The 15,062-nt window shown below is 70.4% G+C and carries 14 protein-coding genes; 4 read left to right on the top strand and 10 right to left on the bottom strand.

Going from position 1 to position 15,062, the window contains the following annotated elements; translation table 11 throughout:
* Positions 1-42: 42 nt before the first annotated feature.
* The 5 genes from QE377_RS12685 to QE377_RS12665 form a co-directional block, all read right to left on the bottom strand.
* Complete coding sequence (locus QE377_RS12685) at positions 43-3,447, bottom strand: error-prone DNA polymerase (protein ID WP_307323709.1); 3,405 nt, start codon at positions 3,445-3,447, stop codon at positions 43-45.
* The gene (locus QE377_RS12680) at positions 3,447-4,985 is read right to left on the bottom strand and encodes a DNA polymerase Y family protein (protein ID WP_307323707.1); all 1,539 of its coding nucleotides are present in this window, start codon (positions 4,983-4,985) and stop codon (positions 3,447-3,449) included. Before QE377_RS12680 ends, QE377_RS12685 begins: the two co-directional genes overlap by 1 nt.
* Positions 4,986-5,669, bottom strand: coding sequence for a hypothetical protein (locus QE377_RS12675; RefSeq protein ID WP_307323705.1), 684 nt, complete (start codon positions 5,667-5,669; stop codon positions 4,986-4,988).
* 142 nt (positions 5,670-5,811) lie between these two features.
* On the bottom strand, positions 5,812-6,405 hold the full coding sequence (locus QE377_RS12670; RefSeq protein ID WP_307323703.1) for a cysteine hydrolase family protein: 594 nt from the start codon (positions 6,403-6,405) through the stop codon (positions 5,812-5,814).
* Positions 6,402-7,337, bottom strand: a complete 936-nt coding sequence (locus QE377_RS12665; protein ID WP_307323701.1) for a DMT family transporter — start codon at positions 7,335-7,337, stop codon at positions 6,402-6,404. Before QE377_RS12665 ends, QE377_RS12670 begins: the two co-directional genes overlap by 4 nt.
* Before the next feature lie 40 nt (positions 7,338-7,377).
* Here QE377_RS12665 and QE377_RS12660 point away from each other — a divergent pair, with 40 nt between their 5' ends.
* A complete protein-coding gene (locus QE377_RS12660; protein ID WP_307323698.1) occupies positions 7,378-7,875 on the top strand; it encodes a MarR family winged helix-turn-helix transcriptional regulator in 498 nt (165 codons plus the stop codon).
* A gap of 6 nt (positions 7,876-7,881) precedes the next feature.
* Here the strand turns inward: QE377_RS12660 and QE377_RS12655 are convergent, their stop codons facing one another.
* The 3 genes from QE377_RS12655 to QE377_RS12645 all read right to left on the bottom strand — a co-directional run bounded on the left by QE377_RS12655 (position 7,882) and on the right by QE377_RS12645 (position 10,491).
* Positions 7,882-8,379: an HNH endonuclease gene (locus QE377_RS12655; RefSeq protein WP_137417646.1), complete on the bottom strand. Its 498-nt coding sequence runs from the start codon at positions 8,377-8,379 to the stop codon at positions 7,882-7,884.
* A 299-nt stretch (positions 8,380-8,678) separates the two neighbouring features.
* On the bottom strand, positions 8,679-9,488 hold the full coding sequence (locus QE377_RS12650; RefSeq protein WP_307323695.1) for a M23 family metallopeptidase: 810 nt from the start codon (positions 9,486-9,488) through the stop codon (positions 8,679-8,681).
* Positions 9,489-9,789: 301 nt separating this feature from the next.
* Positions 9,790-10,491 carry a metal-dependent transcriptional regulator gene (locus tag QE377_RS12645; protein ID WP_307323692.1) on the bottom strand — a complete coding sequence of 234 codons (702 nt, stop codon included), beginning with the start codon at positions 10,489-10,491 and terminating at the stop codon, positions 9,790-9,792.
* 96 nt (positions 10,492-10,587) lie between these two features.
* On the opposite strand from QE377_RS12645, the gene serC reads away from it, so the two are divergent.
* Positions 10,588-11,700 carry a phosphoserine transaminase gene (gene serC / locus QE377_RS12640; RefSeq protein WP_307323689.1) on the top strand — a complete coding sequence of 371 codons (1,113 nt, stop codon included), beginning with the start codon at positions 10,588-10,590 and terminating at the stop codon, positions 11,698-11,700.
* A gap of 111 nt (positions 11,701-11,811) precedes the next feature.
* Here serC and QE377_RS12635 read toward each other — a convergent pair whose 3' ends face one another.
* Both QE377_RS12635 and QE377_RS12630 read right to left on the bottom strand, forming a co-directional pair.
* Positions 11,812-12,579, bottom strand: coding sequence for a DUF3027 domain-containing protein (locus QE377_RS12635; RefSeq protein WP_307323685.1), 768 nt, complete (start codon positions 12,577-12,579; stop codon positions 11,812-11,814).
* On the bottom strand, positions 12,563-12,946 hold the full coding sequence (locus tag QE377_RS12630) for a cold-shock protein (RefSeq protein ID WP_137419171.1): 384 nt from the start codon (positions 12,944-12,946) through the stop codon (positions 12,563-12,565). Before QE377_RS12630 ends, QE377_RS12635 begins: the two co-directional genes overlap by 17 nt.
* A 116-nt stretch (positions 12,947-13,062) precedes the next feature.
* On the opposite strand from QE377_RS12630, the gene QE377_RS12625 reads away from it, so the two are divergent.
* Positions 13,063-13,338, top strand: coding sequence for a multidrug ABC transporter ATPase (locus QE377_RS12625; RefSeq protein ID WP_307323681.1), 276 nt, complete (start codon positions 13,063-13,065; stop codon positions 13,336-13,338).
* On the top strand, positions 13,335-15,062 hold the full coding sequence (locus tag QE377_RS12620; RefSeq protein ID WP_307323678.1) for a helicase-associated domain-containing protein: 1,728 nt from the start codon (positions 13,335-13,337) through the stop codon (positions 15,060-15,062). Before QE377_RS12625 ends, QE377_RS12620 begins: the two co-directional genes overlap by 4 nt.

The raw sequence follows: 15,062 nt of genomic DNA, 5'->3' as shown, positions 1-15,062 counted from the left end.
CCGCCCAAAGGCCCCCGGGTTCACCCGGGGGCCTTTGCCGTGTCATTGGAAGTCACGCGAGCGGTGCGAGATCCCCACGCGGAGATCCTCGAACGCATCCGCCACGAGGTTGGTGACCCCCTCCACCGAACGCTCCAGAATCCCGCGCACGATCAGCGCCGGCGAGTCGCGCACGATGCGCCGGTATCGGTTCCACACCCCGGTCGAGCAGATCACATTCACCAGCCCGTGCTCGTCTTCGAGGTTGAGGAAGGTGATGCCGGATGCGGTCGCCGGCCGTTGGCGATGGGTCACGAGGCCCGCGACCTCGATACGCCGCCCCGAATCGTGGGCGCGCATCTCGCGCGAGGTCAGCACTCCTCGCGCATCCAGTGCGGAACGGTAGTGGGTCAGCGGATGATCGTCGGTGGAAATGCCGGTCGCCCACAGATCGGCAGCGAGCGTCTCGTAGCTCGACGGGTCGGGGAACAAGGGCGGCTGCACCGCCATGACGGTGTCGGGGAGGAACTCCGCCCGGTCCTGCGCAGCGGTGCCGGCCGACCAGATGGCCTCGCGGCGAGTCAGCCCGAAACAGTCGAAGGCACCGGCCGTGGCCAGCGCCTCCAGCTGCGCCACGGAGAGGTCGCACCGGCGCACCAGATCGCGCATGTCGCGGAACGGCCCCTCCGCGTCGCGCTCGGCGACGATGCGTGCGGCGACCTTCTCACCGATGCCGGTCACCGCTCCGAGCCCCAGCCGCACCGCGAACGCACCGTCGCGGCGATGCGCAGCGGACTCGTCGGGAGCCGCCGCGTCGAAGAGCCCCACGGGTGGCTGAGGACCACGGCACGCATCCATCCCCGTCGGCTCGGTGCTGTCTCCGAGCGGCTCGAGTCCCGCCTGGGCGGCCGAGAGCTGCACATCGGGCCGACGCACCTCGACGCCGTGGCGCCGGGCGTCCGCGGTCAGCGTCGCGGGTGAGTAGAAGCCCATGGGTTGCGCCCGCAGCAGCCCCGCGAGGAACGCCGCCGGGTAGTGCAATTTGATCCACGAGCTCGCGTAGACCAGGAGGCCGAACGAGAGCGAGTGCGACTCGGCGAACCCGAAGTTCGCGAACGCCTGGATCTTGCGGTAGATCGCATCCGCATCCTCGCCGACGAGGCCATGGCGCTCCATGCCGGCGTAGAGCTTCTCCTTCAGCGAGTCGATGCGCTCCTGACCGCGTTTGGAGCCCATCGCCCGGCGCATGAGGTCGGCGTCTTCGCCGGAGAGGTCGCCCACCACCATCGCCATCTGCATCAACTGCTCCTGGAAGACGGGGATCCCTTTGGTGCGCTCGAGCACCGGGATGAGGTCGGGATGCGGGTAGGTCACCTCTTCATGGCCGAGCTTGCGCCGCACGAACGGATGTACCGCCCCGCCCTGGATGGGACCTGGCCGGACGAGGGCGATCTCGATCACGAGGTCGTAGAACGCCCGGGGCTGCAGGCGCGGCAGCAGCCCCATCTGCGCACGCGACTCGACCTGGAACACGCCGATGGAATCGGCACGGCACAGCATGTCGTAGACCGCCGCCTCCTCCTTCGGCAGGGAACGCAGCTCCCACGTCTCCCCTGTCGCCGCCTGGATCAGATCGAAGCAGTACTGGAGAGCGGAGAGCATTCCGAGCCCGAGCAGGTCGAACTTCACCAGACCCATCCAGGCGGCGTCGTCCTTGTCCCACTGGATGACGGTGCGCCCCGGCATCCGGGCGTGCTCGATCGGCACGACCTCGCCCACCGGCCGCTCGGTGAGAACCATGCCGCCGGAGTGGATGCCGAGGTGGCGCGGCGCCTTGAGCAGCTCGGTCGCATAGGCCACGACCTGATCCGGGATGTCATGGTCGGGCGCGCTCTCGAGCGACGCGCCCCAGCGCTCGACCTGCTTCGACCAGGCGTCCTGCTGACCGGGTGAGAACCCGAGTGCCCGCGCCATGTCGCGCACGGCGTTCTTGGGGCGGTACTGGATGACGTTGGCCACCTGCGCGGCGCGCTCCCGCCCGTACTTCTGGTAGACCCACTGGATGATCTCCTCGCGCCGATCGGAGTCGAAGTCGACGTCGATATCGGGCTCCTCGTCGCGCAGACTCGACAGGAACCGCTCGAAGGGCAGGTTGTAGGCGATCGCATCGACCGCCGTGATGTCGAGCAGATAGCAGACGGCGCTGTTCGCCGCCGAGCCGCGACCCTGGCAGAGGATGCCGCGCCGCCGGGCCTCCTGCACGATGCCGTAGACGATGAGGAAGTACCCGGGGAAGTCCTTCATCTCGATGACCTCGAGCTCGCGTTCGATGCGCCGACGCTGGTCGTCGGTGAGGTTCGGATAGTTGCGCGGCACCGCATCCCACACCAGTTGCCGCAGCCACGACATGAGTGTGTGCCCCTCGGGAACGGGAAGCTTGGGCAGCGCGGGCGAAGCCTTCCGCAGCGGGAACGAGAGCTCGTCGGCGAGGGCGACACTGCGTGCGACCGCGCCGGGGTATCGGGCGAAGCGGGCGGCCATCTCAGCGCCCGAGCGCAGGAAAGCGCCACCGTGGGCCGGCAGCCAGCCGTCGAGCTCGTCCATGCTGCGATTCGCCCGCACGGCGGCGATCGCCGCCGCCAGGAGTCGTCGCTCGGGCACCGCGTAGTGCACGTTGCCGGTCGCGACGACAGGAAGCCGACGCTCGACGGCGAGGGCAGCGAGCACGTCATTGGTCCGGGTGTCGTGCGGGTCGCCGTGATCGATGAGCTCGACCTGGACCGCATCCCGTCCGAACAGGTCGATGAGCAGATCGAGTTCGCGCGCCGCCCCCGCGGGACCCTCGAGCGCGAGCGCTTGTCGCACGGCGCCCTTGCGGCATCCGGTGAACACGGCCCACTGCGGATCGCGCGGACCGCCGGACTGCTCGGCGAGCTCGGCCACGTCGTACACCGGACGCCCCTTCTCCGCTCCCCGCAGCTGGGCGCGGGTGAGGGCACCGGCGAGACGGTGGTACCCCTCCTGCCCGCGGGCGAGCACCAGCAGATGACGCCCGACCGGATCGGGGCGACCCTTCTGCGGGGCGGGCAGATCGAGCGACAGCTCGGCACCGAACACCGTCTGCAGCCTGCGGGACTCCGCCGCCTCTGCGAAACGCACCGAGCCGTAGAAGCCGTCATGGTCGGTGACGGCCAGCGCGTGCAGCCCCAGTCGCTCCGCCTGCTCGACGAGCTCCTCGGGCGAGGACGCCCCGTCGAGGAACGAGTACGACGAGTGCGCGTGCAACTCGGCGTAAGGAACGACCTGCTCGGGGCGCTCGATCGCCGGCGGCACATAGGGGCCGCGCTTGTGCGACCACGCCGGGCTGTCGCCGCCGTCCGCCCCGGCGGGAACCGGCCTCGGCCGACGCGCGTCGCTGAGGGCCCGTTCGAGTTCCGACCACGAGACGGGAGGATTGTGCCAGCCCATCAGTCGTACCTCGCCTCGACGCTCCAGCGGCCACCCTCGTGCACGAGGAGCCACGCGACCTGAGCGTCGTCGACGATCTGGAACCGATGCGCCACACGGCGGCGGGCCGCATCCCACTCGCGTTCGATGACGGTCCACGGCCCCGCCCACGAGAGCACCCCGCGCCGGACTCCGCCGACGGCGATGTCGGCGGGCGTCCCCGACAGCGCCCCGCGCTCGTCGACGAGGATGCGGGCGCCCTCGGCATCGCGCACCTCGGCCGGGCGGGGCATGGGGAAGACCGTGGTCGGCAGCGGCGCCGGCAGCGAGCCCGGCCACGGCAGCGACGCGTCGCGCGGGGCGACCGCGCGGTCACCCCAGGGCACCATCACCTGGCGCTCGTCGAGCCAGCGTCCACCGGCGATGACCGGCGTCAGAACGCTCCGATGTCCGAGCATCGCCTGCACCCGCGAGAGCGCATGGTGCACCTTCTCGCGCTCTCCCCGGCCGAACAGCCCCGGCACGTGGTGAGCCTGATCGTCGACGGCCTCGGGCGAGATGCGCACGCGCGCCACGGGACTGCGCAGCTCCTGCTGCTCGGCGAGCTGCCAGCGCACCCGGTCCACGACCGCCGCCGCGTCGAAGGTTCCCGGATGCAGCCAGACCCGTTCGCTGCGCTCTCCCCGCTCGGACTCGAGCTCCACGCGCAGCTCGGTGCACACCAGCCGCAGCGCGTCGAGACGCGCGATGAACTCCTCGGCCGCCACCCGCATCCCGAAAGCCGCCTGCTCGGCGAGTTCGACCGGCGGCTCGAAGACGATCTCGCGATCGAGCTCGGGCGGGACGTCTCGGGGGGTCACCGTGCGGGAATCCGCTCCCGCGGCGAGCGCCTGAAGCCGCACTCCCTGCTCGCCGAAGCGATCGCGGATGCCGTCGGTCGGCAGCTCGGCGAACGCCCCCAGCGTGTGGATGCCCAGTCGCGCCAGCAGCGAGGCGAGTGAGGTCTCTGCCCCGGCGTCGTGCAGCAGGGTGGCGGGCAGGGGGGCGAGGAACGGTCCCGAGAGCCCCGGAGGCACACACCGCACCGGCGCCTCGGCGGTCGTCGCGGCGCGGGCTGCCTGCTCGGCGGTGAAGGGGCCGTCGGCGATGCCGATGCGGACATCGTTCACGCCCGCCTCGTGCAGCGCAGCACGCAGGACGTTCGCCGCCTCCTCCTCACCGCCGTAATAGCGGGCGGGCCCCCGCGCCTTCAGCGCGCAGAGCCCCGAGCGGATGATCTGCACGTGTGGCGCGAGACGTTCGATCGCCGCCACGAGCGGCGCGAAGGCGCGATGGTCTCGTGCCGCATCCATCGCCACGATCTGCAGACGAGGACAGGCACCCTGCGCGTCGCGACGACGTTGGCCACGGCGCACCCCTTCGGCACGGGCCGCTGCGGAGCAGGCGACCACGACGTTCTTCTCGACGACGGCGACCGCCGCCGCATCCTCGCCGCTCTCGCGTCCGAAGGCGACCACCGGCCAGTCCGGGATCCAGACGACGAGAGTGCGCACGGGCATCTAGCCCACCGCCCTCATGGGCACGGGAGCGGCGGGAACGACGGCGGTGAGGGCGCCGTCGCGATCGGGAAGCATGAGACGCGCCCGCCGGGGCACGGGAGAGCGGCGCGACTGCACGGCGATCGTCACCGTGCGCGACGACAGGTAGCCGTAGCCGTCGCCGAGTCCGTCCCACTGGGAGTCGACGATCTGCAGCGCGGCCTCCGCCTGCGGCCAGATCCCCTGCACCAGAAGACTCGCTCCGCGGTCGCGCAGTCGCGCCATGAAGCGGGAGGCTTCGGCATCCGATACCGCGCCGGCCGGACGCACGGCGACCACCGGCATGACCTCGGCGAGGGTGGCGGCCACGGCCAGCCAGCGAGGACCGGGCTCGGGGACGAGGACGAGGCGCTCGAGCGCGACCCCCAGCCCCGCTGCGGCTTCGGCGCCCAGCTCGGGCATCCCCACGGCCGCACACCACGCCCCCTCGCGCGAGGGGCGGGCAAGCAGCGAGAGCAGCAACGATGTCGAGGGGGCGACCGTGTACGCGGAGCCCGCACGGAGCCCTCCGCCAGGGAGGAGCTCTGCCAGCGCCGGATGCACCGGCCGCACGGCCGCATCCATCCGCCGACCTTGAACGCGCTCGAGCTGCGCGCGGAGGCGATGGACCTCACCCACGGCGTCTTCTCGCACGATCACCTTCACTCCGACAGGCTAGAACGGATGTTCTAGTTCTTCAATGTCAGATTCGAAGATACGAACGAGTTCGGACATCCTCTTCGCGAGCCGACCCGCGAGGTCTGCACGAGGGGCGGGACAGGCGGCACGCTATGTGCCGCCTGCGACATCAGGTCAGCGATCGATCCTGCGCACGTCGCTCGGATTCGACGATCTCGGCCGTCGTCCGGATGCGGGCGAACCCGCCTTCCTGCAGGACCAGAGCAGAGGTGGCCATGATCTCCGCCGCGGTTCGCGTCACACGCCCCACACCGCTGATCTCGGCGTCGAGATCGAAGGTGCGGGTCGCATCCCACACCACCGTGGTGTCGTAGCCGAGGTTGCCCGCCATGCGCGCCGTCGTCTCGACGCACATGTTGGTCTGGATACCGCAGATCAGCAGTTCCCCTATCCCCCGCTCCTGCAACCAGGCGTGCAGGTCGGGGTCGCCGTAGAACGCAGAGTTCACACTCTTGGTGATCAACAGTGCGGCCGGGGCGTGGTCGACGACGTCGACGAGCGCGTTGCCCGCAGCGGACGGATGCAGCACGGATGTCTCGCTGCGCGAGTCGTGACGGACCACGACGATCGGGATGTCCTCGACCTCGGCGTACTGCAACAGCGCGGCGACGTTCTGCTCGCACTGCGGATTCGCCGTCGGCCCCCAGAACTCCAGGTCGTCGAACCCCTTCTGCATGTCGATCACCACGAGCGCGCGCGTCATGCCTTCATCCCACCACGAGCCACCCGCTCCGGCGCCTCACCCGGCTGCCGATCGGGGACCGATTCCTGCCGCGTCGCGCGTCGACGATGCGGCAGCACGCCCCACACCACGCCACCGAGCACGAGAGCGAGCCCGACCACCTGCGCGGGACCGAACGACTCCCCGGCGATCACGACGCCCAGCACGACGCCCGTGACCGGATTCAGCAGCCCGACGAGACCGACCGCGGCGGCGGGCAGTCGCTGCAGGCCGGCGAACCAGGCCGCGTAGGCCACCGCCGTGCCGATGAGCATGACGTAGGCGAACCCGACGATGCCCTCGGGCGTGAGCTGCGGGGGCGGCCCCTCGACGACCAGCGCGACGGGCACGAGAACGACGGAGCCCGCCAGGAGCTGCCATGACGTCATCGCGAGGGCCGGCACCTCCTGCCCCCAGCGCGACGTGAGGACGAAGCCGAAGGAGGAGGCGACCATGGCCCCCAGCGAGGCGGCGATCCCCCACGGATCCACCGACCCCGCGCCGACACCGAGCATGAGCACGACGCCCACGATCCCGACGGCGGCCCCCAGCGCCGCGGCGACGCGTGGACGCTGCCCCAGCAGCGCCCACGCGAAGAGCATGATGCACGCCGCCGACGTGGACATGAGGGTGGCCGCCAGGCTCGAGGGAAGCCGCTGTCCGACGATGTAGATCAGCACGCTGAAGCCGCCGACGTTCAAGACGCCCAGCAGCAGCGACCGCCACCACCACGAGCCGCGCGGAAGGCGGCGGGCGAACAGCAGCACGAGCAGCCCGGCGGGCAGGCATCGGATCACAGCACCCCACAGCGGGACATCGGGCGGCAGGAGGTGCCGCGTCACGACATAGGTACTGCCCCACGCGATCGGCGCGATCGCGGTGACGAGGATCCATCGCCGCCATTTATCTTCCATGGAAGGAAATACTACCTTCCATGGAAGATATCGTGGTCGCATGAGCGGAATCGAGGATCGCGTCACCCGCATCCAGGACGACTGGCGACGAGAGCGTCCCGATCTCGACCCCTCCCCCCAGGGCGTCATCGGCCGCATCCACCGCGTGGGCATGGCCCTCACCCGCGAGCTCACCGCGGTCTACGCCCGCTTCGGGCTCACCGAGGCGGAGTTCGATCTGCTCGCCTCACTCCGGCGAGCAGGCGCGCCCTACAGCAGGCCGGCCGGCGAGCTGGCCGAGCACACGATGGTCACCTCGGGCGGACTCACCAAGCGCGTCGACCGCCTCGTCGAGCGCGGCCTGGTCACACGTTCCGGATCCGACGCCGACGGCAGGCGCCGCCTGGTCGCGCTGACCGATGCCGGGCGCGCGCTGATCGACGACGCCTTCACCGCCCACATCGTCAACGAGCATCGCCTGGTCGCGATGTTGGATGCGCCGGATGCGGACCAGCTCGCCCGCATCCTGCAGCATTGGAGCGAGCGACTCGAGCGGTAGGAGCGCTCAGGCGGCGAGCGCCAGGTACGGCTCCCACCGCGGATCGGCCCGCTCGGTTCCGCGCACGCTCCAGCCCGAACCGTGCGGCACGTCCGGCACGAGCCGCAGCGTCCACGACATCTCCTGCGGCGTGCGATCTCCCTTGACGTTGTTGCAGCGCAGGCAGCACGCCACCAGGTTCTGCCAGGTGTCGCGCCCGCCGCGCGAACGCGGCAGCACGTGGTCGATGGTGGATGCGGCCTTCCCGCAGTATGCGCAACGGTGCCCGTCGCGGCGCAGCACGCCCCGGCGGGTGACCGGCACGTTGCGCACATTCGGTATGCGCACGTAGCGGGTGAGGATGATGACCGCGGGCCGGTCATAGATCTGCGTCGTACCCCAGATGGGCACGTCCTCGACGCGTTCGACGATGGTCGCCTTCTCGTTCATGACGAGCACGAGCGCTCGTTTGAAGGAGACGACGGCCAGCGGCTCGTAGCCGGCGTTCAGCACCAGTGTGCGCATTCCCTGTCCTCTCGAATGGCCCGGACGGCTTCGCGGATATTCGATTCGATGGACGCATCGGGGGTGCGGAGGCATGAAAAAAGGCGCTGTCTCATGGACAGCGCCTTGAACACACGGGAAACCCGTGAGTGTCGGTCACGTGATGCCGAAGGACGAGCAGACCGAGCGCATCCATGGTTCGGATGCGTGGTGAACTGCCCATCGGCGCCCTCCGCTTCTCTCAGCGTCGTGCCCTCAGGGTAGCCCACCGCGACGCGCCCGGGACGCGTGCTTGATGAACTCTCGGAATCGTGTCGGGGTCAGCCCGCGTTGGCCTGCAGCCAGGCGTACGGGTCGACCAGTCCGCCGCCGATGCGCACCTCGAAGTGGAGGTGGTTGGCGGTGGAGGAGCCGGTGCTTCCCATCAGGCCGATGATCTGGCCGGCCTCGACGTAGTCGCCCGGGTTCACCAGGGTCTGGGTCATGTGGCCGTACAGCGTCGTGACGCTCTGGCCGTTGATCACGCTGTCGAGCACGACCGCGTAGCCGTAGCCGTAATACCAGCCTGCGACGCGGACGGTTCCCGCCGCGGCGGCGAACTCGGGGGTACCGGCCGCGCCGAGCAGGTCGACGCCCTGGTGGTAGCCGTCGGCACCGAATCCGCGGCCGACGCGGATCTGCGACATGTCGAGCGGCCAGCGCACGGCACCACTGCCGGGGGCGACCATGTTCAGGTCGATGTTGGCGGCGGAGAACGAGGCGGCGGAACCGGCGGCGGCGATGCGCGCGGCGGCGGCTTCGGCGGCCTTCTTCTTCTCGACCTCTTCGGGCGTGGTCGCCGCGTAGCTGCCGCGGTCGAGGCCTGCCGAGGTGACCGTGGAGGCGACGACGAGCGACTGCGGGTTCTCTGCCGCGACCTGCTCGATGGTGGCCGCATCCGTACCGCCGTTGAAGGCGGCGTAGGCGGGAAGGGCGACGGTCGCGACGAGACCGCCGACCATGCTGAGGATCACGACGCTGCGCAGGGGCTTGCGGAAGCTGCGGCCGCTGCGGGCCGGACGTGCGGCGCGTACGACAGCGGTCTTGGTGCGGGTCACCTGACCCTGGGCGGTGCGAGCCAGTTCGCGCATGCTGCGGCGACTGGTCACGGGACTCGCGGCGGCCTCGGGCGCGCCTACCGACGAATCGTCGTTCTGTTCAGCCAAATCATCCTCCGGCGCCTCCGCGCTCATAGCGCTGGCTCGTCGGCACTCGATGTCGGGGCACGATATGCGGGTTGCACCACACGGACGACGAGCCGGAGAGGCAATCCGTGCGGGATCCATCGGTGGGCTTCTCACCTGCGGACTGTCCGAGGCTACCCGAAGGTAACGAATAAGTCACGCCGGCGCGGGCCGGATCAATACCCCGACGAGCTGTGGAGGACAGCTCTCAGCGAGCGTCGGCGACGAGGAAGATGTGGCCGGCGACCTCGACAGGAAGCTCCAGTCCCTCGTCCGAACCGTCCATCTGCACGAGGACGTAGCCCTCGTTGTACTGGAACGATCCGGCGGCACCGGGGACCACACCGGCGGCGCGCAGCTGCTGCAGGAGCTCGGGGTCGACCTGGGCGGGCTCTGCGAGGCGACGCACGGTGCCGGCGATCGGACCGCCCTCGGCGTCGAGCTTGCGAACGAGGCCGACGACGCCCTCCTCGAACGTGGAGCTGGGCAGATCGCCCAGCTGGTCCAGACCCGGGATGGGGTTCCCGTAGGGCGACTCGGTGGGGTGTCCGAGCAGCTCGACGAGCCGACGCTCGACCTGCTCGCTCATGACGTGCTCCCAGCGGCAGGCCTCTTCGTGGACGTAGGCCCAATCGAGCCCGATCACGTCGCTGAGCAGACGCTCCGCGAGGCGGTGCTTGCGCATGACGTCGACGGCCTTCTGCCGACCGGCGCCCGTCAGCTCCAGCGAGCGATCGTCCGAGACGACGACAAGGCCGTCACGCTCCATCCGGCCGACGGTCTGCGAGACGGTCGGGCCGGAGTGACCGAGTCGTTCGCTGATGCGTGCACGCAGCGGAACGATGTTCTCCTCCTCGAGCTCGAGGATGGTGCGCAGGTACATCTCTGTCGTGTCGATCAGGTCGGTCATAAACGTGTCCTCGAAGTCATAGGGGCCCGAGGAGAGCCTATCCAACGTGACGATGGTCACGGCGGTCGACGGCGAGCACGGCCCTAGAATCGAGCCATGTCCCACGTCGTGCTCCCCCGCGAGATCCTGCCCGCCGACGGCCGCTTCGGATGCGGCCCCTCCAAGATCCGCCCGGAGCAGGTCGCTGCTCTGGCCGAGCGCGGTTCGTCGCTGCTGGGCACCTCGCACCGCCAGGCTCCGGTGAAGAACCTCGTCGCGAGCGTGCGGGAGGGCCTCGCGGCACTGCTGCGCCTGCCCGAGGGATACGAGATCGTCGTCGGCAACGGCGGATCGACCGCCTTCTGGGATGCGGCTGCCTTCGGCCTCATCGAGAACCGCGCGCAGAACCTGGTGTTCGGCGAGTTCGGCGGCAAGTTCGCCGCCGCCGCGGCCGCACCGTGGCTGCAGGCGCCCGACGTCCGCAAGGCCGAGCCCGGCACGAGCGCCTCCTCCGAGGTCGTGGAGGGCGTCGACGTGTACGCCTGGCCGCACAACGAGACCTCGACGGGTGTCGCCACCCGCATCGCCCGCGTCGCCGGGGACGCCGGCGCCCTGACGGTGATCGACGCGACGAGCGCGGCGGGCGGCATCGACTTCGACGTGGCCGAGACCGATGTCTACTACTTCGCCCCGCAGAAGAACCTCGGCTCCGACGGCGGCCTGTTCTTCGCGGCGGTCTCACCCGCGGCGATCGAGCGCATCGAGCGCATCGCCGCGTCCGGTCGCTACATCCCGGAGTTCCTGAGCCTGAAGAACGCTCTGGACAACTCCCGCCTGCAGCAGACGCTCAACACGCCGGCACTGTCGACGCTCGTGCTGCTCGACGAGCAGGTGCGCTGGATCAACGGCAACGGCGGCCTGGGCTGGGCGGCGGCGCGCACCGCGGAGTCGTCGCAGGTGCTCTACGACTGGGCCGAGGCGTCGAGCGTCGCGACGCCTTTCGTCGCCGACGTCGCAGACCGCTCCCCCGTGGTCGTCACGATCGACTTCGACGAGAGCGTGGATGCGGCGGCCGTCGCTGCGAGCCTGCGCGCGAACGGCATCGTCGACACGGAGCCGTACCGCAAGCTCGGCCGCAACCAGCTGCGGGTGGCGACGTTCACCTCGATCGATCCCGACGACGTGCGCCAGCTGACGCGCAGCATCGACTACACGCTCGAGCACCTCTGACCCGGGCGGGGCTTCGCCCTCCCACCGGGTGAGTACACGTTCGCCGGGTGAGCATTCGATGTGATGCTCACCCGGCGAACGGATGCTCAGTGGGCGTCGCCCGTGGCGGACTCAGTCCTCGTCGGAGTCTTCGTCAGACTCGTCATCCTCCGACTCGTCCTCGTCGTCGTCCTCTTCGGACTCGTCCTCTTCGTCGGACTCATCGTCGTCGGACTCGTCGTAGTCGTCGTCGAGCTCGTCGATGTCGACGCCGTCGACGTCGCCCGCGTGGAGGATCGACTCGCCGTCATCCTCCGACTCGTCGTCGGCATCGTCGAGGTCGTCCGCGTCCTCATCGGACTCGTCGTCCTCGGCGTCGTCCTCATCGCCCTCGGCCTCCGCTGCCGCTTCCGCCGCAGCGGCCTGCTGGGCGTGGTACTCCGCCAGTCGCGTGGCCCACGGCACCCACTCGGGCGCGAGCAGGGCGCCGTCGCCGGGGAGCAGCTCGACCTCGAGGACCGTGGGCTCGGCACCCTCGACGCGCGCCAACGAGACCGTCCAGTACCAGCCCGGGTATCCGGCCAGGCGGTTCTCGAAGCGGAGCGAGACGACGCCGTCGGCCTCGAGCGCGTATCCGGCCGCCGGCCCCACGGTCTGCGGTTTGGTGATCTCGTGGAGCGCGGACAGCGCCAGCTCGTGGGCGGCGAGAAGCTCGGCATCGGGCTCACGAGGCTCGACCTCGGGCTCACGAGGCTCGGCCTCGGGCTCGGTCGCGTCGGCGACGGCGGCTTCCTCCGCCGCCACCTCCGTCACGACGGTCTCATCGGCCTGCGCGACGAGCTCCGCCTCGACGGCCTCATCCGAGACCGGCTCCGCGCCGGACTCAGGCGTCGAGGTCATCGGCTACCTTGCGCAGCACGGCGGCGATCTTCTTCGAATGCGACGACGAGGGGTAGCGCCCGCGGCGCAGGTCGCCGCCGATCCCGTCGAGCAGCTTCACGAGGTCTTCGAGGATGATCGCCATGTCGTCGGCGGGCTTGCGCGCACGCTTCGCGAGGCTGACGGGGGCATCGAGCACCCTCACCGACAGCGCCTGCAGTCCGCGCTTGCCGTCGGCCACACCGAACTCCAGCCGTGTGCCGGGCTTGACCGAGGTCGTGCCCTGCGGAAGAGCCGTGGCGTGAAGAAAGACGTCCTGACCGTCATCCGAGGAGATGAAGCCGAACCCCTTCTCCTCGTCGTAGAACCTGACCTTGCCGGTGGGCATGGACACCTCGCTGCTGCTCTGCACCCGAAAATGTTCGCGGGCGCGACGGAACGCGGATCGGAAGATCCCCTGGTTCCAGCCTACGACACCCCCGCCGAGACGATAGGCTGATGCGGATGAGCAAGCCCACGCCCGACAGCGACCTCCCGGTCAGCCGCCTCGACCGCATCCTCGCGTTCATGGCGCTGGGGCTGCTCGCGCTCTCGGTGCTGTCGTTCCTGTCCATCATGATCAGCACGGCGATGGGTCTCACCCACGAGGACTACGGCACGGGCATCTGGCCGGCCGTGAGCACCATCGTCTACATCGCGCCCCCGCTGGCGTTCGTGCTCATGCTCACCGTCATCATCCGCGCCTTCATCAGAAGGGCTCGGGCGAACCGAGCCGGGTGACGGTGGCGGGCCCCTCGGACGAACGCGCGCTGGCGTCGCTGCTTGCCGCGTCCGGTGATGAGGAGCTGGCCCAGCTCTTCGCCGCCCGCAGGCTCGCGCCGTCGACTCCTGCGCAAGACTTCTTCGATGTCGCGGCGACTCTTCTCAGCGACGTCAGCGTCGATCGCGCCCTGACCCGGCTGGCGGCACCCGAACTCGCGGCCCTGGCCTCGGCGCAGACGGAGCCGGTCGCTCCGCCCCTGCGTGCGGCGCTCGCATCCCGTGCCCTGCTCGATGCCGACGGCATCCCGTTCCAGGCGGTGCGGTCGCGCCTGGCCGAACGCGCCGGGTCCGAGGCGTTCGCATCCCCCGAGGCGATCCCCCTCGCCCCCGCAGATCCGCAGAGCGTCGCGGCAGCGGCGGAGCGCGCCTTCGAGCAGGTCGCCTCACTCGCCGACATCCTGCTCGCCGCCGCGTCCGCTCCCCTGTCGCGCACGGGCGCCGGCGCGGTCAGCGCGACCGAACGCCGCCGACTCGTCGACGACGGCGCGGTCGCGTCGACGGAGCAGCTGGAGGATCTGATCCTCCTCGGCGCCGACGCCGGTCTGCTCAGCGACGAGGATCGCAGCTGGCAGGCGACGGATGCGGCGCCCGAGTGGCTCGACGCGGGCACGAGCGATCGATGGGGCGAGGTCGCGACGGCGTACGTGCGCGCTCTTCCCGAAGCCCTGCGCACGCCCGAGGGCGGTTTCCTCCCGCCCCCGGTGTGGGCGGGCGTCTACCGCCTCGATCCCGAATGGCCGGGTCAGGCTGCGGCCCTGGTGCGCCGGGGGGTGCTGTGGGGCGTCCTCGCCGACGACGGCCTGCTGCCCTGGGCCGCGCAACTGTCGAGCACCGGCGACGTCGACACCCGCACGCTGACGGCGGCGTTGCCGCCGGAAGTCGACAAGATCTATCTGCAGGCCGACCTCTCGGCGATCTCCCCCGGCCCGCTCGCGCCGCGGCTCGAGCAGCGACTCCGCCGGATGGCGACACGCGAGACCAGAGCGCAGGCGTCGACCTATCGCTTCACCGCCGAGTCGTTGACGGCCGCGATGAGCGGCGGCGAGAGCGCCGAGTCCGTGCACGCCTTCCTGAGCGAGATCTCCCTCACCGGTATTCCCCAGCCGCTGGCCTATCTCATCGACGCGACTGCCGCGCGCCACGGCGCGATCCGCGTCGGCACGGATGCGGCAACCGGCCGCACGGTGGTGCGCAGCGCGACCCCGCAGCTGCTCGCCACCATCGCCGTCGACCAATCGCTGCGACCCGTCGGTCTCGTCGAGCACGAGGGCACCCTCGTCTCGCGCGCCGGGCGGGACGCGGTCTACTGGTCGCTCGTGGACGCGCGCTACCCCGTGGTCGCCGTCGACGAGAACGATCAGCTCGAGCGGGTCGTGCGACGGGCGACGCGGCGGCCCGCGACCGAGCCTGCCCCGAGCGAACAGTACGGGGCGCTCATCGCGGCGCTGCGCGGTGCGCAGTCCGGGGATGCGGACGCCGCATGGCTGGAGCGCGAACTCGAACAAGCCGTGCGCGCCCGCGCGGCGATCGACGTCACGGTGAGCCTGCCCGACGGGTCGACACGGGTCTTCGCGCTCGAGGCGACGGGTCTCGGCGGTGGCCGCCTTCGCGGACTCGACCGCGCGGCCGACGTCGAGCGCACCCTGCCGATGACGAGCATCGTCTCGGTGAGTCCGCGCTGA

The sequence above is a fragment of the Microbacterium sp. SORGH_AS_0862 genome, assembly GCF_030818795.1.
GTDB lineage: Bacteria > Actinomycetota > Actinomycetes > Actinomycetales > Microbacteriaceae > Microbacterium.
The sequence above is the reverse complement of the archived record's forward strand: the minus strand, read 5'-3'. Positions and strand labels throughout refer to the sequence as shown.